Raw genomic sequence first — 22,382 nt, forward strand, 5'->3', positions numbered from 1 at the left:
TTCACCCTCATCGCGCGCTGGGCTACCGCTCGCCGCGCGAGTTCATTGCCCGATTAACCCAGGAGACCTTGTCCGGTCTTTAGGGGGCAACAACACATGAGGACTGCTACGACTTCTGCGACGTCCGCTTCCTGCTTCGAAGCGGACGATGAAGGCCGTGGTGTGAACGGGCAGCTATGGGTCAGGAGTTCGCTCGCCGTTTGTTCGGCTGTGCGCCACAAGCAGGCCCTTCATGAGCGCGGTTCGAAGGCGCGGTGTGCCACCGTAAGCAGATGGGGTGGATGGCTCCCGCTCCGACTGACGGCATCTGAGTGCCAGGATGTGGTTGCTGTCGAAGCAGCCACGCAGATGCAGGAGCCATCCCCATGGAGATCATCACCGTCGGCATCGATCTAGCCAAGAGCATCTTCCAGGTTCACGCCGTCGACGCAGCTGGGCACGTCGTCGTTCGCAAGGCTCTGAGGCGGGCGCAGGTCGTGCCGTTCTTCGCCAAGCTGCCGCGCTGCCTGGTCGGCATGGAGGCGTGCGGCACAGCGCACCATTGGGCCCGGGAACTCATGAGGCTCGGCCATGACGTGCGGCTGATGCCGCCAGCTTACGTGAAGCCGTACGTCAAGCGCGGCAAAACCGATGCGAATGATGCCGCTGCCATCTGCGAGGCGGTGACACGCCCGAGCATGCGCTTCGTGCCGGTGAAGTCGACCGAGCAGCAGGCGGCGCTGGCCCTGCACCGGACGCGCGACCTGCTGGTCAAGCAACGCACGCAGCTGGTGAACATGATCCGCGGTCTGCTCGCCGAGTTCGGGATCGAGATGGCGCGGGGCCTGCGCCATGCGCTCGAACTGGCAGCTCGGCTCTCAGCCGGAGACGCGGCCGAGGTGCCGCCCCTGGCCCAGCGCGTAGTGAATGGGCTGGCCGATCAGATCGGCGCCGTGCAGATCCAGCTCACCCGGCTGGAGAAGGAGTTGCTGGCCTGGCATCGGGACTGCGACCTGTCACAGCGCCTGGCGACGATCCCGGGTGTCGGCATCGTCTCGGCGACCGCGCTGGCCGCCTCGGTGAGCGAGCCCGAGCGCTTCCGCTCCGGTCGGCAGTTCGCGGCCTCGTTGGGTCTGACACCGCTGCAGAACTGCAGCGGCGGCAAGGAGCGCCTGGGTCGGATCTCGCGCATGGGCGACCGTTACCTGCGCCGCCTGCTCGTGGTCGGCATGACCTCTCTGATCCGGCGCGCGAAGGCGACGCCGACTTCGGTCGACCCGCGGCTGCCGGCGCTGCTGCAGCGCAAGCCGGTGCGCGTGGTGACTGTTGCGGCGGCCAATCGCACGGCGCGGGTCGCCTGGGCGATCATGACCCGCGGTGGCACCTACCGCGCACCAGCGGCCATGGCCGCCTGACAGCACGGCGAGGAGACTTTGCCAGGTTGCGAGGACGATGAGAGTTGATGGCGAACCGGTCAGACCGGGAGCCGGGACACCCCGCCGAATGTCCAGGGCGTCATAGCCCGCTAAGCAGAGTGGGACCCAGCTCGCGGATACCATCAGGGCCAGCAGTCAACATGCACGACTGCATCAACAGGCCGGACACAAGACTGCACCCGACCAACGCGCCAGAAGCTCGATTCGCCACTTGCAATGCGGGAGCCATCCACACAGGACACTCGGCGGCCGGCATCGCACAGAATTTGGTCCGAGGCGGCATTTCATAGCGTCGTCGGCCGCGCACAGTGTCATCCGTCCTTCATGTCGCCCCGCTACTCGGATTAGCAATCAATCGGGAGTTTCGATTGGCGTTTCGAATGGGTGCGGGATGCTCTCTGTTGAAAACCTGGAAGTCACCTATCCTGGTGGCATCAAGGCGTTGCGACCGACAACTCTGACTTTTCGCGAGGGCGAGTTCGCGGTCCTGCTGGGGCCATCGGGTGCTGGCAAGTCGACGCTCCTGCGTTGCCTTAACGGCCTCGTCCGCCCAACGAACGGCCGAGTTTCCGTCCCCGGGGTGGGAGACATCGCCGCGAGCCGCGCCGTCCTACGCCGCCACCGGGCAGCAACCGGGATGGTCTTCCAGCACCACCAATTGATCGGCCGCATGACCGCGCTTGCGAACGTCCTTATGGGCCGGCTTGGCCATCAGAACACCCTGCGCTCACTCTGGCCCTCATCGCGGTGCGATCAACGCTTGGGATTGGAGGCGCTAGAGCGCGTGGATCTCCTCGACCGGGCCCTCACCCGGGTAGACCTACTCTCCGGCGGGCAGCAGCAGCGGGTGGGCATCGCGCGCGCAGTTGCGCAGCGGCCGCGCCTCATCCTCGCCGATGAACCGGTGGCCAGCCTGGATCCGGCCACTGCGACGCGAGTCCTTGATCTCCTCCGCACCATCTGTCGGACGGATGGTATCTCGGCCGTGGTGAGCCTGCACCAAGTCGATCTGGCCCGGCAGTTCGCCGACCGAGTCGTCGGGGTCCGTGGAGGCGAAGTGGTCTTCGACGGTGCGCCGGCCCGTCTCTCGGATGGAGACCTGTCGCGGATCTACGACGCACAACCTGCTGAGGTCCTGGCCGCCGTCGATGAAGCTCCTCGTACGCGGCAGGGCGCGATCTACGCCTTACGAACAGCCTGAAGGAAAGCCAACATGATTTCGAGACGTACCTTCGGCGCCGGCCTGGCGCTGAGCGCCTTCCTGCGTGCCGGACAGTCGCTGGCTCAGGGCGCGGATCCCGACACGCTTAAGGTCGCGCTGCTGCCCGACGAGAGTGCGTCGACGATCATTCAGAACAACCAAGGCCTGAAGACTTACCTCGAACAGGGGCTCGGCAAGCGCATCGAACTTGTGGTCACGACCGACTACTCGTCCATGATCGAGGCCATGCGCTTCAAGCGCATCGATCTCGCCTACTTCGGGCCGCTCTCCTACGTGCTCGCCAAGAGCCGTTCGCCGGAAATCGAACCGTTCGCGGCACTCGTGTCCGGCGGGAAGCCGACCTACACCAGCTATCTGATCGCCAACGTGGCGGCAGGCATTGCGCGACCGGAGGACGTGAAGGGCAAGACAGTCGGCTTCGGCGACACGGCCTCCACGTCAAGCCACCTCATCCCTCGGGCCCTGCTCAAAAACGCCGGCCTCGAAGCCGGTCAGGACTACAGCTTTCAGCATCTCGGCACTCATGATGCCGTCGCACGGGCCGTGCAGGCAGGTCACGTGCAGGCTGGAGGTCTCAGCAAGCCTATTTTCACCTCTCTTGTCGAGAAGAAGAGCATCGATCCGGCCAAGATCAAGGTCGTGGCGGAGAGCCGACCGATCCCGAACTATCCCTGGACGGTGCGCGGCGACCTCGCGCTGAACCTCAAGGAGAAGATCAAGGCCGCCTTTCTTGAAATGAAGGATCCGGCCATCCTGAAGCCGTTCAAGGCCGAGTCCTTCGCACCCATCACGGACGCGGACTACGACGTGCTTCGAGAGACGGCCAAGCTCCTGAACATCGACCTGACGAAGGTTAAGGGCTGAGCGATGGCTCAAGCGCACTCACGTGCGTCGGCGGTCGACGTCGCTGACGGTTATGACATCATTCTCGGACGCGTCCGGGGCGCGGCGATCCGACGGCTCCTGGTCGCACTACCGGCTACTGCCGCCGTCCTCGCCTGCCTCTGGAAGGTGGGGCTCCTTGATCCAGAGCGCCTCGCCGAAGGCGCGCCCGCGATGGCGCAACTTCTCAGTGAGATGACCCCGCCCGACTTCACGCGGTGGCGCTCCTGGGTGGGACCCATTATCGACACGCTTGCGATGAGTGTGGCCGGCACGGTGCTCGCCGTGACATTGTCCCTGCCGCTCGGGCTGCTGGCTGCCCCAAACACAAGCCCACACCCACTCGTCTACCGCGCATTCCGGCTGCTGCTAAACGCGCTCCGGTCAGTCCCCGAATTGATCATGGGCATCTTCTTCGTCGCGGCCGTTGGATTCGGCGCACTGCCGGGCGTTCTAGCGCTAGGACTGCATTCCACGGGAATGGTCGGCAAGTTCTTCGCCGAGGCGATCGAGCACGTTGACCACAAGCCGATCGAGGCGGCACGCGCGGCCGGCGCCTCACCCCTCCAGGTCATCACGCATGCCGTGCTGCCCCAGGTTCTGCCGCAACTCACCGACACGACGCTCTATCGCTGGGAGTACAACTTCCGGGCCTCAACTGTGCTAGGCGTCGTTGGCGCAGGTGGCATCGGCTTCGAGCTCATCGCTTCCCTGCGCCTCCTCCAATACGACCAAGTCGCGGCCATCATGCTGTGCATCCTGGCTGCCGTCACTCTCGTCGACGCCTTGGGCGGTGTTCTGCGCCGCCGTCTCAAGTGAGAAACTCCATGCGTTTCAAGGTCGTCGTCACGAACCCCGTTTTCCCCGAGACAATCGAACTTCTAAGAAAGCACTGCGACGTCGACATCAACCCAAGTCCTGAGCCCTGGCCCGCGATGGAAGTGCGCCGCCGCTGCTCGGACGCGGACGCCTTGCTCGCCTTCATGACGGACAGCGTAGATGCAGGCTTCCTCGAGGCCTGCCCCCGCCTGAAGGTGGTCGCCTGCGCGCTAAAGGGCTGGGACAATTTCGATGTCGAAGCCTGCACGCGGGCCGGCGTGTGGCTCACCGCTGTTCCCGACCTCCTGACCGAGCCGACGGCGGAATTGGCAGTTGGCTTGGCCATCGGCCTTTGTCGCAACGTGCTGGCAGGCGACCGCGCGGTACGTGCCAGCTTCGACGGCTGGCGACCGAGGCTGTACGGCAGCGGCCTGTACGGCAGCGTCCTCGGCGTCGCCGGAATGGGGAAGGTGGGCCGGGCCATCACGCGAAGGTTGAAGGGCTTCGGCGCGCGGGAACTCCTCTACTTCGATCAGCAGGCGCTTCCGGCTTCCTTAGAGGCGGAGCTCAGCGCTCGCCGGGTATCTTGGGAAGCGTTGGTAGGTCGAAGCGACGTGTTGATCCTGGCGCTTCCCCTCACACCCGACACGCGCCACATGCTTGATGCCGCCACACTCGCCGCCGCCAGTCCCGGACTGCGGATCGTCAATGCGGGTCGTGGCTCGGTCGTGGACGAAGCAGCTGTGGCCGACGCGCTCGCGGAGGGGCGGGTCGCCGGCTACGCTGCCGATGTATTCGAGATGGAAGATTGGGCGCTGGATGACCGCCCGCGGCGCATCGCACCCGGACTGCTCGCGGACGAGGATCGAACGCTGTTCACGCCGCACCTCGGCTCGGGTGTCGTCGACACGCGCCGCCAGATCGAGGAAGCGGCGGCACATAACCTTCTGGCCGCGCTGGAGGGTCGAGTGCCCACGGACGCGATAAACGATCCCAAGCGCCTGCGCGGGTTCGATGCGGAGGATTGAGCGCGGACAGGGCGGCAGGACGCCGGTGCTGAACCTCCAATATGTGGAGACGTTCCTGGCGGTCCTGTCGACGGGTAGCTTCCACGCGGCTAGCCGCCACCTCAACCTGTCCCAGCCGACGGTCTCCCAGCACGTGCGGAAACTGGAGACGGCGTTGTGTGCGACGCTCGTCGAGCGCAATCCAGCGGGGTGCCGTCCGACACCTCAGGGGCGTGCCCTGCTCCCTCATGCTGAGGCGTTGATCCGCGTCAGCCGGCGAGCGGAGGAGGCGGTTGCGGGAAGCCGGCTCGCGATCGGCGCCTCAGGCAACATCGGCACCTTCCTGATGCCGGAGATTCTGCGGCGGTACGAGGAAACGTACGCTGCTACCGCGGACGCGGAAATTGCCACCAACCCTCACCTTATTGCCCGCCTCGAAGCTGGCGAGATCGACGTTGCACTGCTGGAATGGTGGGAGGCGCGAACCGGGCTGGATGCCCACGTATGGCGTCGCGAACCGCTCGTTGTCATCGTGGATCCCGATCACCAGTGGGCCGGACGGGCGCATCTGACGCCGCAGGATCTGACTGGCGCATCGCTGCTCGGAGGCGAACCCGGAAGCGGGACAGGACGTGTTCTTCGCGAAGCCCTCGGTGGGGTCGGCGCAGGCTTCCGTATCGACCGACAGCTCGGCAGCACGGAAGCAGTTAAGCGCGCAGTGCGGGCGAGACTGGGGATCTCGATTGTCATGGCTTGCTCGGTTCAAGATGAAGTGCGGAACGGAGTGCTGGCCGCATTGCCTGTGGAAGGCATCGAACTCAGCAAAAATCTTTTTGCGGCTTATCGCGATCCGCTGCCTGAAACCGCGCGGGCAAGCAGCTTCCTCGAAGTCCTGACCGCTCGTTGGGTCTGCTGAGCCGGTCGGAGGCGATTTGGGTGCAAAACGCAGACTGGCAGCTGGGGCCATGATTATTCATTCCGCTTCGCGGCCAATCGGCATCTTCATGGATGACGGTCCCACAGTCCGGTCTAGGTCAGAAGTTCGCATGCCTTTTGTTCGGCTGTGCGCCACAAGCGGCCCTTCGAACAGATCTGCGGGAATAGCCGCTTAGCCTCCGAAAGCTGCCATTGGCATGGAACGGCAGATCCCGGCGCCAAGGCTGGTGTCGAACGCGACGGTGCTGGTCGCGAACGCATCCTGCCCGTCTGGGTGTGTTTCAGCGTGCAACTTTGGCTCTGACTCACATCCAGAGCTTGCGCTTCGGAAAGGCGTGATCCGTACCTGTGGGGGATCGGCAGCGACTGAACCGTCTGGGTGCGCCGACTTTATCGCCCCCCTTGGTACCTTATACGCGACCCGGGCGAAGGACATTAAACTCGAATTTAGTATCCAGTTTCGCGAACGTTCAGATTTAAGCGACTCTAAGGAGGCTCGCATTTGGAGGGGCGAGACCGATGGATGAGAGCTTTCCCGCAACCAGCTCGGATGTCGAAGAAGACGTCGTCGACATTGGGGTGCAGGTCCGCAAGCACCTCGGGACCGTATTGCAGTCCTATTTCGTACTGCCGGCGGGAGCGGAGCTTCCGCAGCGGCTCGCATACCTCGTCGAACGGTTCGATGACGGGATCGAGACCCTGAAAACCCGTCCGGACGACGTGTTCAGGGATGCCCTGATCGGCGCGCTGCCGGCCCTGCGGGGCTTCGCGTTCTCTCTTGTCGGCGATGCGTCCAGGGCCGACGACCTGGTACAGGAGACGCTGGCGAAGGGCTGGGCCAACCGGAATCGTTTCAGGCCGGGCACGAACATGAACGCGTGGCTGTTCACAATCCTTCGCAACCAGTTCTACAGCGACAAGCGCAAGGCCAGGCGTGAAGTCGAGGATGCGGACGGCACCCATGCCGGGACGCTCGTCGCCCCGCCCGAGCAGGAAGGGGTGGTGAGCCTGAGGGGCCTCCAGGATCGGCTCGCCGGCATTCCCGAGGCCCAGCGGATCGCCCTGATGATGGTGGGAGCAGAGGGCTACACCTACGAGGAGGCCGCTGAGGTGCTCAAGTGCAAGGTCGGCACGGTGAAGAGCCGGGTCAGTCGGGCCCGCGCCTACCTCTCCGAGGTCCTCGGACTTGGGGATGCGGCGTCTACCGATGCGCTTGCTTGATCCAAGATCCGCCAGGCTGCCCTGGGGTCAAATCAGGTAGCCGTCGAACTTGCGACTCCCGGCCTACGGCTTGACGACCATCGGAAACTTGGCGGCCAGGGTTCCGCAGAGGGCGTCGTAGTTGCGTATGAACTGCCAGCGCTCGAACTCGGCCGCGCCCGTATGCATCGCCTCGGCGCCGCGCCGGCTACCAAGCGCATCGAAGCAGGTGCGTGCCCGATCCACGATGGTGGGATTGTAGGACGCGAAACCGCAGGCTGCCGACGCCTTGCGGAGCATCCCGTGCATCCTGAGGAATCCTGCGCAATCGAAATCCGCAGCGGGCGCGGGTCGGGCGCCAGCAGCCAGGATTAGGACCCCCACGAGGACGGTAGGCCCGTTGCCGGTCCGAAGGCCTCTAGCCATCGACGTCCGCGCGCTGGCCGCCTTTCGCTCCCAGGCCGGATGGCTCGTCCTGGTCGCGACGGCGCCAGGGGAGCCGAAGATGCGCCAGGTAGGGATAGACGGCGGGAAGCACGACGAGCGTGAGCAGGGTTGCGGTGATGAGGCCGCCGATCACCACCGTGGCCAGGGGACGCTGCACCTCGGCGCCGGCACTCGTCGAGAGCGCCATCGGCAGGAACCCCAGCGCCGCCACCAGCGCCGTCATCAGGACCGGGCGCAGGCGCATCTCGGCGGCTCGGGTCGCCGCCTCTCGCGCATCGAGGCCGACCCGTTCGAGGTCGCGGATGTAGCTCGTCAGCACCACGCCGTTCAGGATGGCGATGCCGAAGGTGGCGATGAATCCGATGGCCGCCGAGATCGAGAATGGCAGGTCGCGCAGGTATAGGGCGACGATGCCGCCGGTGGCAGCCACGGGCACGTTGAGGAAGATCAGCCCGGCGAGGCGGACGTCGCCGAACATCACGACGAGCAGCACCAGGATCGCCGCCATCGCGGCCGGAACGACGACCGAGAGCCGGGCTGTGGCCTCCTGCAGGTTCTGGAACTGGCCGCTCCACTGCAGGGAGTAGCGCGGCGGCAGAGTGACCTGCGCTTTAACCGCGGCCTGCGCGTCAGTCACGAAGCTCTGGACGTCGCGCCCGCGCACGTTGGCCTGGACGGAGATGCGCCGCTGGAGCTTCTCGCGGCTGATCTGGGCGGGACCCGTCGCCACCTCCACCGAGGCGACCAACGACAGGGGCACCAGTGCCTTGCCGTTGCGGCCGATCGGCAGGTCGCGGATGCGTTCGATGTCGCTGCGGTCCCCAGATTTCAGCCGGACCACTATATCGGTGATGGAGTTGTCGTCGCCGTAGATCATGCCGGCGGTGCGGCCGCCGATGCTCTCCACCACGTCGAGGACGTCGCTGACGTTGACGCCGTAGCGAGCGGCTGCCGCCCGGTCGACCTGGATGGAGAGCGCGGGCATGCCGGCCTGCGCCTCGGCCTTCACGTCGGCCGCCCCCGAGACGCCCGAGACCGCCCGCACGATGGCGTCGGCCTTGTCCTTGAGAACCGCGAGGTCGTCGCCGTAGAGGCTGATCGCGACGTCGCCCCGCACGCCCTCCAGCAGGTCGTCCATCCGCATCTGGATCGGCTGCGAGAACGCGTAGGACACCCCCGGCACCTCCGCGCGCAGACGCTTGTCGAGGGCGGCCACGAGTCCCTCCTGGGTGGTTGCCGTGGTCCAGGTCGAGGGGTCGGAGAGCGTGATGAAGCTGTCGGTGGACTCGACGCCCATCGGGTCGGTGGGGATCTCGGCGCTGCCGGTCAGCGAGACGACGCGCTTCACCTCCGGGAATGACTTCAGGGTCTCCTCGATGCGGTGCATGACCTTGAGGGAGGCGTCGAGGTTGATGCCCGGCAGCTTCTCCGAGGTGATGACGATGGAGCCCTCCGAGAGCTTGGGCAGGAACTCGCCGCCGAGCCGCGTCGCCAGCCAGCAACTCCCGACGAAGAGACCGAGGGTCACGAGGACGGTCAGGCCGGTGCGGCGCTCGGCGAGCCGCAGGACCGGGGTGTAGGCGCCGCGTACCCAGTGGACGAGGCGGGTCTCGCGCTCGCCGATGCCGGGGCCGGCCAGTACGATGGCGGCCAGCGCCGGCATCAGCGTCATCGTCAGCACGAGCGAGCCGGCGAGCGCCAGGATGACGGTCAGTGCCATCGGCCGGAACATCTTGCCGGCGACCCCTTCGAGGGCGAGGATGGGCAGGTAGACCATGATGATGATGGCGACCGCGAACAGGATCGGACGTGCCACCTCCACGGTCGCCTTGCGGATCACTTCCTCGGCCGGGCGTTCGGGGTGCTCGCCCCGGGCGCGCAGGACGTTCTCGATCATCACCACGGCGCCGTCGACGATGAGGCCGAAGTCGATGGCGCCCAGACTCATCAGGTTGCCGGAGAGCCCGAACAGCCGCATGCCCGCGAAGGCCATGAGCATCGACAGCGGTATCGCGGCCGCCACCACGAGGCCGGCACGAAGGTTGCCGAGAAGGAGCAGCAGCACGACGATGACGAGCACCGCCCCCTCCATGAGGTTGTGCTCGACGGTGCGGATGGTTCGCGCCACCAGGGTGCTGCGGTCGTAGTACGGCACGATCTCGACGCCCGGCGGCAGTTGCGGACGCAAGGCCTCGATGGTCTGCTTCACGGCCACGACCGCGGCGCTGGCGTTCTCACCCTGCTGCATCATGGCGATGCCGACCACAGTCTCACCGGCGGCGTCATGCGTCACCGCCCCGAGGCGAACCTTGGGCGCCTCGACCACCTCGCCCAAGGTGGCGACCGTCACCGGCACGCCGCCGGGGCCTGTCGTCACGACGATGTTGGCAAGATCTTTCGTGTCCTTAGCCAAGCCGAGGCCGCGGATCACCTCCTGCTGGTCGTTGTGCTCGATGTAGGCGCCGCCCCGCGCGGCGTTGTTCTCGGACAGCGCCGTGTAGACTTGGCCCATCGTTACGCCGTAGCGGTGCAGGCTCTCGGCGGCGATGCGGACTTCGTAGGTCGGCATCTGTCCGCCGTAAATGTTCACGTCGGCGATCCCGGGCGTGAGCTTGAGCTTTGGCGCGATGGTCCATTGCAGGATGCGCTTAAGCGCCATCGGCGAGTAGCCCGGGCCGCGCACCTCGAACTGGTAGATTTCGCCAAGACCCGTCGCCATCGGCCCCATCTCGGGATCGCCGACGCCGGCCGGCATCATGGTCTTCGCCAGAGGCAGGCGCTGGAACACCTGCGCGCGCGCCTCGGTGATCGACATGGAATCGTCGAAGGTGACGTAGACGGCCGAGACGCCGTAGCGCGAGGTCGACCGGATACCGGTCAGTCCCGGGGCACCGGCCATGGCGTTCTCGACCGGAAAGCTGACCAGCCGCTCGACCTCCAGGGGGCCGAGGCCCGGCGACAGGGTCAGGACCATTACCTGCTTCGGGGAGACGTCCGGGACCGCGTCGATGGACAGGCCTTCGAGATTGACGATGCCGCCGACGGCCCCGGCCAAGGCCAGGACCAGGACGAGCCAGCGGCGGCGGATGAGGAGGGCGAACCAGGCGTTCATCGGGCCCTCAATCCGTCGAGCCTAGCAGCGCGCGCATCAGGATCGCCTTAAGCCCGAAGCTGCCCTGCGTCGCCACCGTTTCGCCGAACTGGATTCCGGATCTCACCTCGACCCAGTCGGTCCGCTGGACCCCGAGCGTGACGTCCCGTTTCTCGAAACGGTCGTCGCCGATGCGCACGAAGGCGATGGGACCACCCTCCGTCTGCTGGATCGCAGCGGCCGGCACCGTGAGGCCGTCGCGCCCGAGATCGGCGGCGATCTCCACGGACACGAACATGTTAGCGCGCAGGCTCCCGTCAGGATTGGCGATCTCGATCCGGGCCGGGGCGGTATTGGTCATCGGGTCGATGGCCGCATTGACCGAACGCACACGGCCCTCGAAGCGCGGATGCGCCGCGACAGGAGCCTCGATGGTCGCTCGGTCGCCTTCCTTCACGGTGGCAATGTCGTGCCCGTAGAGGTTGGCCAGGACCTGGATCTGCGATGGGTCCGCCACAGTGAAGGCGTCGCGGTTCGTGTCGACGACTTCGCCCAGGGTAATGCCGGCGGCCGTGACCACGCCGTCAATCGGCGAGACGATGGCGCTGGTGCCGGGGGCCTGTCCAGGCGCGGGTGCCAGACGCTCGTACTGCGCCCGGTAGAGGTCGACCTGCGCATGCGCCGAGAGGGTGGCCGCATGCGCTTTCGCGAGATCGACTTGGCGCCGGTCGACCTCGGCCTGGGCGACCCCGCCCATCTTCACGAGGTCGCTGCCGCGCTTGAGGTTGGTCTCGGCGACCTTTTCCGTCGCCTGGGCCTCTCCGAGGCTGGCCTGGGCGGCGGCCAGGCCGCTGCGAGCGTCGAGGACGCCGGAGGCATCGAGGGTCGCCAGCGTCTGGCCGGCCTTCACCCGGTCGCCGGGTTGCACGGACAAGCTCAGCACCCGGCCCGCGGTGCGCGGCTTGAGGCGGGTCACCCGGCGCTCATCAAAGGCGACCATGCCGGGGGTCCGCACGGGCAGGATGATCCGGCGGGTCTCGGATTGCCCGAAGGCCAGTCCGAGGCGGCGTTGCCCATCGGCATCGAGGCGGACGACGTTGTCCTCGGTCGGCTGTTCGGAAGCGGCCCCATTCGGGCTCGGCACAGTGTCAGGTGCGGCGGGGGCAAGACCGATGAGGCCCAGCACGGGTTCGAAGTAGGGCTTGGCGGCCTCGCGATACCACCAGCCTGCCGATGCGGCCGCGATCAGGCAAGCGAATACGGCCAACAAGGACCGAGGCCTCATCCCCCTAGGGGTCTGAACGGATGGGGCGTACCCGACGGACACTCCTGCCGCGCTCGATCCCTCGAAGTCCGAGCGCTCGCACGCCTGGCCACGACCGGCGATCCCTCCCTCGCCGCTCCCAAGCACGTCCGTCTCCGCCTCCAGCAGCACGTTATCTTCCGTCGATTAGATTCATTCCAAGACATAGGACGGGGCGACACCCACACCATTAAATTCGCGTTCACACTCGTGGTCATGAGCGTTGTCCCGAACCACATCAGGCACCGGGACGGGGGCGTTGAGCCCGGGAGTGGACCGGGTTGGCCAAGCTGCTTCTGATCGAGGACGATGCCGCGACGGCCGAGGAAATTCTCGGCGACCTGCATGGGCGTGGGCATGAGGTTGCATGGGCGGCCACCGGCCCGGACGGTGCGGTCGCAGCCCGTTCGGGCGGGTGGAACGCCATCATCCTCGACCGCATGCTTCCGGGCCTGGACGGACTTACCCTGCTGCGGGACCTCCGGGGCGCCGGGGACCGCACACCCGCCCTTGTCCTGAGCGCGCTCGGCGATGTCGACGAGCGTATCCGGGGCCTGCGCGCCGGGGGCGACGACTATCTCGGCAAGCCCTTCGTCCTCGCCGAACTCGCGGCCAGGATCGAGGCCTTGCTACGGCGTCCGACCGACATTCGCGAGACGGTCCTCAGGGTGGGGACGCTGGAGCTCGACCTCATCGCCCGCACCGGTCGCAGGGGCCAGCGCGACCTCGACCTGCTGCCGCGCGAGCTCAAGCTGCTCGAATACCTTATGCGACGGCCCGGGCAGGTCGTGACCCGGGCAATGATGTTCGAGGAGGTGTGGAACTACCGGTTCACTCCCAAATCCAACCTCATCGACGTGCATCTCGGACGCCTGCGCAAGAAGCTTGAGACCGAAGGCGAGCCGATGCTCATCCATAACGTCCGGGGAGAGGGCTTTACCCTGTCCCCCGATGTCTAGGCTCGTCAGTTCCTTCGCATTCCGCTGGGCGCTCGCCATCGCCCTATGGTCGACCCTGCTGTCGTTGCTGCTGTTCGCCTTCGTGTACTGGCAGACCGCCGCGTTCATGCAGGACGAGCTCGCCCAGGTCCTGCGCCACGAGGCGCACTATGCCGCCCGCGAGCCCGCGAAAGCGGTCAACCGCATCGAGACATGGATCAGCGAGGACCTACACAGCGTCCACTTCGCCGGTCTGTTCGGGGCCGATGGTAGCAGGCTCGCAGGAAACCTCGATGCGCGGCCGCCAAGCCTGCCGGTGGATGGCGAGGTCCACCGGATCGGGGCGCAGGTCGCCATCGCGGGACGGCGCCTGAACGAGGAACTCTGGTCGGCGGCCGTGGCCTTGAACGACGGCAGCATCGTGGTCGTGGCCCACGACACCGACGAGATCGACCGCGCCAAGGCAACGGTGATCCGAGCGCTGGGCCTCGCCCTCGTCCCGACGATGGCCTTCTCGATCCTCGGCGGCGTCCTGCTCGCCGGACGCGCCCGGCGACGTCTGGCATCCACGGAAGCGGCGGTCGCACAGGTGATGCGGGGCGACTTGCGCCAGCGCCTGCCGGTCGGCGAGGCGGGAGACGAATTCGACCGCTTGGCGCGCGACGTCAACGGCATGCTCGCCGAGATCGAGCGCCTCGTTGAGGAGGTGCGCGGGGTGGGCGACGCCGTCGCGCACGATCTTCGAACGCCGCTCACCCGCTTACGGCTGCGTCTTGAGCGGGGCCGGGACCAAGCCCGTGACATCGAGGAACTGCGCCAGGCGGTGGACCAGGGCCTCGTCTGGATCGACCAGACGTTGGAGATGGTAACGGCGGTCCTGCGCATCGGCGAGATCGAGCACGGACGGCGCTGCGCCGCCTTCGGCCCGGTCGACCTACGGCTCGTTGTGAGCGAGGCCGCGGAGTTGTTCGAACCCTTGGCCGACGAGAAGGGAATCGCCCTCGGCGTCCGCATCGAGGGGGAAGCGTCCGCCGTTCGGGGCGACCGCAGCCTCATCTTCGAGGCGATCTCGAACCTCCTCGACAACGCGATCAAGTTCACCCCGACCGGAGGCCGTGTCGGGATCGGCCTCGCTCGGCGCGACGGCGTTCCCGTGGTGTCCGTGGAAGACACGGGTCCGGGCATTCCCGCCGACGAACGCAACCATGTCTTCAAGCGGTTCTATCGTGCGGAACGTGCCAGGCAGACGCAAGGCAACGGGCTCGGCCTTGGCCTCGTTGCAGCCATCGCCAAGCTGCACGGATTTCCGCTCAGCGTAGGTGATGGTCCCCACGGGGGATGTCGCTTCGAGATGGCATGCCCGGCGTTGGAACGTCATGCCTCGGTGACAGGCTGAACGTCGAGCCTGTCGTCGGAGAACAGGCATGGCGTCGGGGGAGGCGTATCACCGGGCGCAATCCGTCAAGACGCGCAACGAAAAATGAATATAATTTTAAGAATTGTTCTAATCTGCATTTGGGTGCGAGATCGCTCGGATGATGTCGAAGCATTCTTATGCGGCCCGGAAGTGGGCCTGCGCGATCCTTGCGTTCGCGTCGATGCAAACGTCCGGGACGGCGGGTTCCAACCCAGTCCGAAACGACCCTCCATTGTCCTTCTCCGAGCCGGTCGGTGTTCCCCACAAGCACTGTGGGGGTTCCTGCATCAGTCGGGGGTCACTGCAATGGTATTGCAGGGCGGACCAGACTTGCAAGTTGAACTGCTCGACAGCCCCGCCGGCAATGGAATGCCATGGCGGCAAGGACTGAAGGCCTCCAGATGGGAATGGCCAAGGCTTGGGCGCCATGGGTTCTTCCGGCGCCAACGGCATGACCCGCTTCGCGTCGGGACCTCGATGACTAATAGCGGTCGGCTGGCGCTCGCGCCCCAGTAGGACTAGGCGATCAACCGGCGCACCGTGCCGGTGGTGGCCGCGCTCCGGCAAATCGCCGACACGTTCAACCGACGGGGGGCGCCAGGAAGCTGTCCTTCGCCGATCTCATCGTGCTCGACGGCTGCGCCGCCATCGAGAAGGCGCTCGCCGACGGTGGCCATCCCGCGACGGTGCCCTTCACCCCGGGTCGCGTCGACACCCGGCAGGAGCTGATCAACATCGAGATGTTCACGTGGCTCAAGCCCGTCGTGGACGGCTTCCGGAACTACGTGGCCGACGGTTATGCGCCCATCACGTCGGGACGCGTCTCGCCGGAAGAGCTCTTCCTTGACAAGGCATATCTCCTGTCTCTCACCGCCCCCGAGTGAGTTGCCTTGGTCGGCGGCCAGCGGGCCCGCGGGGCCAACCACGACGGCTCGAAGCACGGCCTCTTCACCGACCGGGTCGGCGTGCTGTCGAACAACTTCTTCGTGAACCCGACCAGCGTTGACCTCGAATGACGCAAGACCGACGAGACGGGTATGGCCTTCGAGCTCGTCGACCGGGCCAGCGGCGCGGCGAAGTTCACCGCGACGCGCTGCGTTCTGGTGTTCGGGTCGAATGCCCAGCTCCGCTCTGTGGCCGAGGTCTATGCCGGCAGCGACGGTGTAACCCGGTTCGCAGAGAATTTCGCCAAGGTCTGGGACAAGGTCATGATGCCTGACCGCTACGACGTCCGATCCTGATCGATTTAGGCTAAAAAAAGGCATCCCTTGAGGAGTGAATGGCGGGGCATTCAGGGTAGGATGCTCCGCCATTCTCATGTCCGCGGGGCATGCGGCGAAATCCTAAATTCGATGTCATTTTCGAACGCTTCCAAACTGCGTTCGTTTTCCAGGTCCTCATCGCCCACCAAGGCGGTGCACGCACCAAGATCAGATCGACACCCCATGAAGAATGCCCGTTTCCTCTCAGCCATGCTCCTTGTCGGGACGGCCCTGCCGCTTCCCGTCCTCGCCAACGGAACGCCAACCCTCGCGCCGCCGCCCCCGAGCGCGGTGAAGGTCCTGTCGCGGATCGACTTTGCCCAGGCGGATCAGCAGACCGCCAAAAGCACCGACGATGTCCGCGGCGCCTCGCAGACCAAGATGACCAGCCCGCAGCCGGTCGGCGCCTTCCCGACCAACGAGATGACGACGCTTCCGATTATCAGCCTCGACGGCGACGCCGATGCGATCAAGAAGGATGTCGCAGCCCTCCAGCAGACCCTGACCGAGCTGCAGCAGCTCCAACTCCAGACTAAGCAGGCGCACTGGAACGCCTCCGGCACGCTGTATTACCCGCTGCACCTGCTTCTGCAGGAGCACTACGAGGGCCTGTCCAAATACGCCGACACCATCGCCGAGCGCCTGCTCGCCGTCGGATCGTCGGCCGACGGCCGCGCCAACACCATCGTGAAGACCTCCGGCGTTCCAGAGATTCCCGGCGGCTTCCTCGATGACGCCCAGATCCTGTCGTGGTTCATGAACGCCTACAAAAGGGTCGGCGAGGAGGTGAACGCGGCCATCAAGGCCACGGAGAAGGTCGACCCGACGACGTCCAACCTGCTTCAGGAGGTCGAGCACGGCATCGCCAAGTACCAGTGGCAGATGCGCGCCCAGGTCCAGCGCACCAAGTCCGATCCGAACACGGGCTGGGACCTCAACGACAACAAGCCCATCGACCTTGCACCGCAGGCGCCTTCGAAGCCCTGATGCACCGGGCACACGTCCGTACCCTCCGAGGTAGGGGCGTGCGCCCTTCGAGATCGGATACGACATGACCTCACGAGAGACGTCCTACGACGGAACCACTATCGCCCTGCACTGGCTCACGGGCGGCCTGGTGCTGGTCCTATGGCTCATCGGCACCTTCCTGGAAGACCTCGTGCCCAAGGGCGCTCTCCGGTCCGGGATCTGGTCCGCCCACTTCGTCCTAGGATTTGCGTTCACCGGTGTCATCGCCATGTTGCTGATCTGGCGGCAAACGAAAGGGCGTAAGCTTCCGGTCGATAATTCAGGCCCCCTGCATGTTCTCGCCAAGGCGACCCATCTTGCGCTCTACCTGTTGCTCCTGGTCATCGCGGGCCTTGGGATCGCAAATGCCTTCGTGCGCGGTGTCACGTTAATCGGCCCGCTCGCTCTGCCGGCCCTCGGCGACCCGGAATGGCGCCGGCTGCTAACCCATTGGCACGGTCTCGCTGCCAACGTCCTGATGGTGGTCGCCGCCTTCCACACCGCGGCCGCCCTGATCCATCATTACCTCTGGCACGACACCGTTTTGCGCCGCATCCTCCCGGGACGCGCTTCTTCCGCCCCATACGAGAGATTCTAGGAACGATGCTTGCGTCCCATAAGGAAAACCACCTCATCGACCGTGTGGGCTGGCTGCGTGCCGCTGTCCTCGGCGCCAACGACGGCCTCGTCTCGACGGCGAGCCTCATCGTCGGCGTCGCCGCGTCCGCCGCAGCCTCCGGGGAGATCCTCATCGCCGGGACGGCCGGTCTAGTCGCCGGGGCGATGTCGATGGCGGCCGGCGAGTACGTCTCGGTGAGTTCGCAATCCGATACCGAACAAGCCGATCTCGCAAGGGAACGACGCGAGCTCGCTGAGGACCCTTCGGCAGAGCGTGAGGAACTTGCAGGAATCTACGTCGCCCGCGGTCTCGACCACGACCTTGCCCTCAGGGTTGCGGACCAACTCATGGCGAAGGACGCGCTCGGCGCCCATGCCCGGGACGAGCTCGGCATCTCCGAATTTACCACGGCGCGCCCGATCCAAGCGGCTCTGACGTCGGCGGCGACGTTCTCGGCCGGGGCGGCTCTGCCGCTGCTCGTGGCCGCGGTCTCACCGGCTAACATCGTCGTCTACTCGGTATCCGCCGCTTCGCTAGTGTTCCTGGCGGTGCTCGGCGCGCTTGGGGCCAAGGCTGGGGGCGCCGCCATCCCGCGGGCGACCGCACGGGTGGCCTTCTGGGGCGCCGCCGCGATGGCTGTCACGGCCGGCATCGGCCACCTCGTCGGCAAAGCCGTATAGGGAAGCGACGTTCCTATGCTGGGATGGCGCGATGCGCGCCGCCTCATTACGCTTCGGCTAGCATCTTCCGCAGTAGCGTCGGCGGGCCGGCGTACCCTGATGTGACGGCCGCCGCTTTTGATTTCAAAGCAGATGGGGTGGATGGCTCCCGCTCCGACTGACGGCATCTGAGTGCCAGGATGTGGTTGCTGTCGAAGCAGCCACGCAGATGCAGGAGCCATCCCCATGGAGATCATCACCGTCGGCATCGATCTAGCCAAGAGCATCTTCCAGGTTCACGCCGTCGACGCAGCTGGGCACGTCGTCGTTCGCAAGGCTCTGAGGCGGGCGCAGGTCGTGCCGTTCTTCGCCAAGCTGCCGCGCTGCCTGGTCGGCATGGAGGCGTGCGGCACAGCGCACCATTGGGCCCGGGAACTCATGAGGCTCGGCCATGACGTGCGGCTGATGCCGCCAGCTTACGTGAAGCCGTACGTCAAGCGCGGCAAAACCGATGCGAATGATGCCGCTGCCATCTGCGAGGCGGTGACACGCCCGAGCATGCGCTTCGTGCCGGTGAAGTCGACCGAGCAGCAGGCGGCGCTGGCCCTGCACCGGACGCGCGACCTGCTGGTCAAGCAACGCACGCAGCTGGTGAACATGATCCGCGGTCTGCTCGCCGAGTTCGGGATCGAGATGGCGCGGGGCCTGCGCCATGCGCTCGAACTGGCAGCTCGGCTCTCAGCCGGAGACGCGGCCGAGGTGCCGCCCCTGGCCCAGCGCGTAGTGAATGGGCTGGCCGATCAGATCGGCGCCGTGCAGATCCAGCTCACCCGGCTGGAGAAGGAGTTGCTGGCCTGGCATCGGGACTGCGACCTGTCACAGCGCCTGGCGACGATCCCGGGTGTCGGCATCGTCTCGGCGACCGCGCTGGCCGCCTCGGTGAGCGAGCCCGAGCGCTTCCGCTCCGGTCGGCAGTTCGCGGCCTCGTTGGGTCTGACACCGCTGCAGAACTGCAGCGGCGGCAAGGAGCGCCTGGGTCGGATCTCGCGCATGGGCGACCGTTACCTGCGCCGCCTGCTCGTGGTCGGCATGACCTCTCTGATCCGGCGCGCGAAGGCGACGCCGACTTCGGTCGACCCGCGGCTGCCGGCGCTGCTGCAGCGCAAGCCGGTGCGCGTGGTGACTGTTGCGGCGGCCAATCGCACGGCGCGGGTCGCCTGGGCGATCATGACCCGCGGTGGCACCTACCGCGCACCAGCGGCCATGGCCGCCTGACAGCACGGCGAGGAGACTTTGCCAGGTTGCGAGGACGATGAGAGTTGATGGCGAACCGGTCAGACCGGGAGCCGGGACACCCCGCCGAATGTCCAGGGCGTCATAGCCCGCTAAGCAGAGTGGGACCCAGCTCGCGGATACCATCAGGGCCAGCAGTCAACATGCACGACTGCATCAACAGGCCGGACACAAGACTGCACCCGACCAACGCGCCAGAAGCTCGATTCGCCACTTGCAATGCGGGAGCCATCCACACAGGACATCCGCACACGCAAGGAGAAAGGTCTGCAACGGGTCATCAGCGGACCTTAGGCCGAAACCACTGAAACGGCCGCTTGTAGCCACACAGCTACCGTTGCGATGCAATGGTCGGTCCCGCAGCCAGAACGTCCTAACGTCATGCCACATAAAGTTGACCTTGGCCGCACCTCGCCGATACGGTTGCGCCCATGGCTCAGCGGGGGATCCAGAACGAAGATCCGCGGGGCCGCGGCGAACTCGAACACGCGGTATAGCCGCCACTCTTCCGGCCGCTCCCTGGATACCGCCTCCTCATTCCGCGTCACGAAAAACGGCGTTGTCTTCGCGCCCCGGGTCGTCTTCACTTCGATGAGGAGCTTCTGGCCGGTCGCCAGATCAATCGAACTGACGTCTTAACCCACACCGTCACCCTCGTCGCGGGCGACCCAGACGACCTTCTTGGTCAGGTCAGAGCGTCCGGCTGCATGGAGACGACGCTTCTCAACCTCGACCACGAACTCCTCGCCAGCAAAGCCCAGCGCACGGTTACGTTCGTCCCGTCCGGCTGGATCGAACTTGCGAACGAGGCGCTCCATGGCGGCGTTGCGAGGACCAGTCTGACGCGCCGGCGGCGGCACGAACAGCGTACGGACAGCTATTGGTGGCGACGCGGGCGCGGCGTCTAGGTCAGGTATGCCAGCCAAGTATCCTTCGATCTCCGCGGCCAAGGCGTCCTGATAGTTGAAGCGGGGCTTATGGCCCCGCAGCCACGGCAGCCCGAGCTCGGCCAGGACCGCACTGATGTTTTGGTGCTTGAACTCAATGGAGCCGGCCGAGCGGCCTGTGACCGCCTGGAGAGCGCGGTTGTGTTCCCGCTTGTTGTAGGGGCGCCCGGCAACCTCGTCCGCGAACATGGCGAAGTAGTCCGTGACGACCGCGGCGACCTCCTCTAAGGACCAATCCGTGCCACTTTGAGCTGGATTTGGCAGCTCGCTTTCCACGAAATGACCCTCCTGAACCGGCCCGGCCGACGCTCTTGGGCGGTTGTAGCTGCGGAGTGGTGCGGGAGGCGAGTATCCTGGCCGCCCAGGCATTATCCCCGATTCGTTTCTGAGAGCGCCTTCGAGCATGTTGATCCGACTGGGGGGGAATTGGCTCAGGGCGAGTGATGTCGACAGGGCGGTACGGGCGGGAGGAAACCCCTTCGCCTCGCCCGTGCCGGTCACCTTCCAGGTGACGAGCCGGACCAAGATGCTGCTCGACGCTTGCGTCCGCCTCCTTGCCTATTCGAACCAGATCATCGCGCAAGACATTCCGGTCCGGCTCGTATTCGAAGACGGCCCTGCGATGGGGTATCTCGACCGAATGGGCTTTTTCGATCACCTCGCGCCTGAGGTTGAGGTGTCGCCGGATCGTCCGGCCGTGTCGGGCGCGCATGTGTTCGGCGGCAACAATCGGGGCCTCGTGGAAATCTGTGCCATCCGCCCGGGGATGGATGCCCACGACCTAATCTCCAAGCTCAAGGAGACCATTGGCGCGACCTGCGGGGCCCGGACCGATTTTCCGCAATTCGAGGATGCGATGTCGACGATCCTCTCGGAACTCATCGGAAACGTGTACCTGCACGGTGGCGACGGTGCGACCGGGCATGCGGCCTTCCAATCGTACCCCGCCTCCAACAAGGCGCGCGTCGTGGTCTCCGATAATGGGCGTGGGCTGATGCAGACCATTCGGCCCGCCTTGGAAGCTAGGGACCCGAGCTATCGCGACATCCGGGACATAGACCTGCTCGTGGAGATGTTCCGCGATGGCCTGTCGCGATTCGACGACCCCTCCCACGGAAATGGCCTGAAGGGGTGTGCGACTAAGGCGATCAAATATCGAGCCACACTCGATGTGCGGCTGAGGTCGCAAGCGGTGACGCTGGTGCCATCGGGGGAGGCGTACCTTCCGAACACCGCCATCCTCTCATCGGAGTTACCGGAGCTCGCTGGAACTCACATCGCTTTCGAGCTGTCTCTTGTCTGACGCCATCATCACCGCTTAAATGACGGACATGAACCAGGTGCTTCGATGATCGTGCTTCGCGATATGATGCCCAAGTCCGAGGGCTGGGGACGGGAGATGGGACGACCGGTTTTCTCGAAGCTCGTCGAGCATGTCGAGCGCAACCCCGACCAGACGATCTTCCCGATCTCCTTCAAGGGCGTGAAGCAGGTCGACTATTCCTTCGCGTCCGAGACAATCGTTCAACTCGCCCGCCGCTATAAGGGCGAGAAGGGCTTCTACTTGTTCGAAATCGCCACTCCCTACATCGAGGAAAACATCGACGCGGCCGCCCGACGTGTCGAGCAGCCGTTGGTGATTGCCGATGCGAAGGGCCATCGGTTCATCGGTTTCGAACCTAGTGCCGGATCGAAGGCGGCACTCGATTTCGTCGTTGCACGGTCGCACGCACGTGCCTCCGAAATTGCTGACGCCATTCACGTCACGGTGGCGAACGCCTCCATGAAGCTCAAGCAGCTCTGGTCCAGCGGCTTCCTGCTGCGGCGGGAAAGCGTCGCTGACACGGGCGGCGTCGAATTCGTCTACCAGCGCATCGCGTAGGCCATCGAGGTTCGTGGTGAACGGGACCTTGACGA

At 65.6% G+C, this 22,382-nt stretch carries 20 protein-coding genes and 1 pseudogene; 16 read left to right on the top strand and 5 right to left on the bottom strand.

Annotation, left to right across the window (positions count from 1 at the left end; genetic code table 11):
* The first annotated feature begins 365 nt into the window (after positions 1-365).
* The 7 genes from HNR51_RS00005 (at position 366) to HNR51_RS00035 (ending at position 7,502) form a co-directional block, all read left to right on the top strand.
* The gene (locus HNR51_RS00005; protein ID WP_009867220.1) at positions 366-1,394 is read left to right on the top strand and encodes an IS110-like element ISMmg2 family transposase; all 1,029 of its coding nucleotides are present in this window, start codon (positions 366-368) and stop codon (positions 1,392-1,394) included.
* Positions 1,395-1,806: 412 nt separating this feature from the next.
* Positions 1,807-2,616, top strand: a complete 810-nt coding sequence (gene phnC, locus HNR51_RS00010; protein ID WP_182553604.1) for a phosphonate ABC transporter ATP-binding protein — start codon at positions 1,807-1,809, stop codon at positions 2,614-2,616.
* A 12-nt stretch (positions 2,617-2,628) separates the two neighbouring features.
* A complete protein-coding gene (gene phnD / locus HNR51_RS00015) occupies positions 2,629-3,501 on the top strand; it encodes a phosphate/phosphite/phosphonate ABC transporter substrate-binding protein (protein WP_182553605.1) in 873 nt (290 codons plus the stop codon).
* 3 nt (positions 3,502-3,504) lie between these two features.
* Complete coding sequence (gene phnE, locus HNR51_RS00020; RefSeq protein WP_182553606.1) at positions 3,505-4,338, top strand: phosphonate ABC transporter, permease protein PhnE; 834 nt, start codon at positions 3,505-3,507, stop codon at positions 4,336-4,338.
* An 8-nt stretch (positions 4,339-4,346) separates the two neighbouring features.
* Complete coding sequence (locus HNR51_RS00025; RefSeq protein ID WP_182553607.1) at positions 4,347-5,366, top strand: phosphonate dehydrogenase; 1,020 nt, start codon at positions 4,347-4,349, stop codon at positions 5,364-5,366.
* Positions 5,367-5,391: 25 nt separating this feature from the next.
* Entirely contained in the window at positions 5,392-6,261 is an 870-nt protein-coding gene (locus HNR51_RS00030) for a LysR family transcriptional regulator (protein ID WP_182553608.1), read from the top strand.
* Positions 6,262-6,800: 539 nt separating this feature from the next.
* Positions 6,801-7,502 carry a sigma-70 family RNA polymerase sigma factor gene (locus HNR51_RS00035; RefSeq protein ID WP_182553609.1) on the top strand — a complete coding sequence of 234 codons (702 nt, stop codon included), beginning with the start codon at positions 6,801-6,803 and terminating at the stop codon, positions 7,500-7,502.
* A gap of 63 nt (positions 7,503-7,565) precedes the next feature.
* Here HNR51_RS00035 and HNR51_RS00040 read toward each other — a convergent pair whose 3' ends face one another.
* The 3 genes from HNR51_RS00040 to HNR51_RS00050 form a co-directional block, all read right to left on the bottom strand.
* Positions 7,566-7,781 (bottom strand): hypothetical protein, encoded by a 216-nt coding sequence (locus HNR51_RS00040; RefSeq protein ID WP_182554026.1) that lies wholly within the window; start codon positions 7,779-7,781, stop codon positions 7,566-7,568.
* A gap of 118 nt (positions 7,782-7,899) precedes the next feature.
* Entirely contained in the window at positions 7,900-11,040 is a 3,141-nt protein-coding gene (locus HNR51_RS00045) for an efflux RND transporter permease subunit (RefSeq protein ID WP_182553610.1), read from the bottom strand.
* A 7-nt stretch (positions 11,041-11,047) separates the two neighbouring features.
* The gene (locus tag HNR51_RS00050; RefSeq protein ID WP_239681638.1) at positions 11,048-12,286 is read right to left on the bottom strand and encodes an efflux RND transporter periplasmic adaptor subunit; all 1,239 of its coding nucleotides are present in this window, start codon (positions 12,284-12,286) and stop codon (positions 11,048-11,050) included.
* 317 nt (positions 12,287-12,603) lie between these two features.
* On the opposite strand from HNR51_RS00050, the gene HNR51_RS00055 reads away from it, so the two are divergent.
* From HNR51_RS00055 to HNR51_RS00085, 7 genes and pseudogenes are all read left to right on the top strand, one after another.
* Positions 12,604-13,281 (top strand): response regulator transcription factor, encoded by a 678-nt coding sequence (locus tag HNR51_RS00055; RefSeq protein WP_182553612.1) that lies wholly within the window; start codon positions 12,604-12,606, stop codon positions 13,279-13,281.
* On the top strand, positions 13,274-14,656 hold the full coding sequence (locus HNR51_RS00060) for a sensor histidine kinase (protein WP_182553613.1): 1,383 nt from the start codon (positions 13,274-13,276) through the stop codon (positions 14,654-14,656). Before HNR51_RS00055 ends, HNR51_RS00060 begins: the two co-directional genes overlap by 8 nt.
* A gap of 504 nt (positions 14,657-15,160) precedes the next feature.
* A pseudogene (locus tag HNR51_RS26900) lies at positions 15,161-15,918 on the top strand (peroxidase family protein); the annotation flags it as partial.
* A gap of 204 nt (positions 15,919-16,122) precedes the next feature.
* The gene (locus HNR51_RS00070) at positions 16,123-16,926 is read left to right on the top strand and encodes a Dps family protein (RefSeq protein WP_182553614.1); all 804 of its coding nucleotides are present in this window, start codon (positions 16,123-16,125) and stop codon (positions 16,924-16,926) included.
* Between the two features lie 64 nt (positions 16,927-16,990).
* Entirely contained in the window at positions 16,991-17,545 is a 555-nt protein-coding gene (locus HNR51_RS00075) for a cytochrome b (protein WP_182553615.1), read from the top strand.
* Positions 17,546-17,550: 5 nt separating this feature from the next.
* Positions 17,551-18,246, top strand: a complete 696-nt coding sequence (locus HNR51_RS00080; RefSeq protein WP_182553616.1) for a VIT1/CCC1 transporter family protein — start codon at positions 17,551-17,553, stop codon at positions 18,244-18,246.
* Between the two features lie 225 nt (positions 18,247-18,471).
* Positions 18,472-19,500, top strand: a complete 1,029-nt coding sequence (locus tag HNR51_RS00085) for an IS110-like element ISMmg2 family transposase (protein ID WP_009867220.1) — start codon at positions 18,472-18,474, stop codon at positions 19,498-19,500.
* A 308-nt stretch (positions 19,501-19,808) separates the two neighbouring features.
* Here the strand turns inward: HNR51_RS00085 and HNR51_RS26610 are convergent, their stop codons facing one another.
* Entirely contained in the window at positions 19,809-20,141 is a 333-nt protein-coding gene (locus HNR51_RS26610) for a protein NO VEIN domain-containing protein (protein WP_306424272.1), read from the bottom strand.
* Between the two features lie 12 nt (positions 20,142-20,153).
* A complete protein-coding gene (locus HNR51_RS26615) occupies positions 20,154-20,741 on the bottom strand; it encodes a hypothetical protein (protein ID WP_239681693.1) in 588 nt (195 codons plus the stop codon).
* 250 nt (positions 20,742-20,991) lie between these two features.
* On the opposite strand from HNR51_RS26615, the gene HNR51_RS00095 reads away from it, so the two are divergent.
* Positions 20,992-21,768, top strand: coding sequence for a hypothetical protein (locus HNR51_RS00095; RefSeq protein ID WP_182553617.1), 777 nt, complete (start codon positions 20,992-20,994; stop codon positions 21,766-21,768).
* 45 nt (positions 21,769-21,813) lie between these two features.
* Entirely contained in the window at positions 21,814-22,347 is a 534-nt protein-coding gene (locus tag HNR51_RS00100) for a hypothetical protein (RefSeq protein WP_182553618.1), read from the top strand.
* Positions 22,348-22,382: the final 35 nt, after the last annotated feature.

It is taken from the genome of Methylorubrum thiocyanatum, from assembly GCA_014138645.1.
GTDB lineage: Bacteria > Pseudomonadota > Alphaproteobacteria > Rhizobiales > Beijerinckiaceae > Methylobacterium > Methylobacterium thiocyanatum.

Bases quoted from the DNA above. Each gene is read 5' to 3' on its own strand.
- HNR51_RS00005 (WP_009867220.1), top strand. From the start codon at position 366: ATGGAGATCATCACCGTCGGCATCGATCTAGCCAAGAGCATCTTCCAG.
- phnC (WP_182553604.1), top strand. From the start codon at position 1,807: ATGCTCTCTGTTGAAAACCTGGAAGTCACCTATCCTGGTGGCATCAAG.
- phnD (WP_182553605.1), top strand. From the start codon at position 2,629: ATGATTTCGAGACGTACCTTCGGCGCCGGCCTGGCGCTGAGCGCCTTC.
- phnE (WP_182553606.1), top strand. From the start codon at position 3,505: ATGGCTCAAGCGCACTCACGTGCGTCGGCGGTCGACGTCGCTGACGGT.
- HNR51_RS00025 (WP_182553607.1), top strand. From the start codon at position 4,347: ATGCGTTTCAAGGTCGTCGTCACGAACCCCGTTTTCCCCGAGACAATC.
- HNR51_RS00035 (WP_182553609.1), top strand. From the start codon at position 6,801: ATGGATGAGAGCTTTCCCGCAACCAGCTCGGATGTCGAAGAAGACGTC.
- HNR51_RS00040 (WP_182554026.1), bottom strand. From the start codon at position 7,781: ATGCTCCGCAAGGCGTCGGCAGCCTGCGGTTTCGCGTCCTACAATCCC.
- HNR51_RS00045 (WP_182553610.1), bottom strand. From the start codon at position 11,040: ATGAACGCCTGGTTCGCCCTCCTCATCCGCCGCCGCTGGCTCGTCCTG.
- HNR51_RS00060 (WP_182553613.1), top strand. From the start codon at position 13,274: ATGTCTAGGCTCGTCAGTTCCTTCGCATTCCGCTGGGCGCTCGCCATC.
- HNR51_RS00070 (WP_182553614.1), top strand. From the start codon at position 16,123: ATGAAGAATGCCCGTTTCCTCTCAGCCATGCTCCTTGTCGGGACGGCC.
- HNR51_RS00075 (WP_182553615.1), top strand. From the start codon at position 16,991: ATGACCTCACGAGAGACGTCCTACGACGGAACCACTATCGCCCTGCAC.
- HNR51_RS00080 (WP_182553616.1), top strand. From the start codon at position 17,551: ATGCTTGCGTCCCATAAGGAAAACCACCTCATCGACCGTGTGGGCTGG.
- HNR51_RS00085 (WP_009867220.1), top strand. From the start codon at position 18,472: ATGGAGATCATCACCGTCGGCATCGATCTAGCCAAGAGCATCTTCCAG.
- HNR51_RS00095 (WP_182553617.1), top strand. From the start codon at position 20,992: ATGCTGCTCGACGCTTGCGTCCGCCTCCTTGCCTATTCGAACCAGATC.
- HNR51_RS00100 (WP_182553618.1), top strand. From the start codon at position 21,814: ATGATCGTGCTTCGCGATATGATGCCCAAGTCCGAGGGCTGGGGACGG.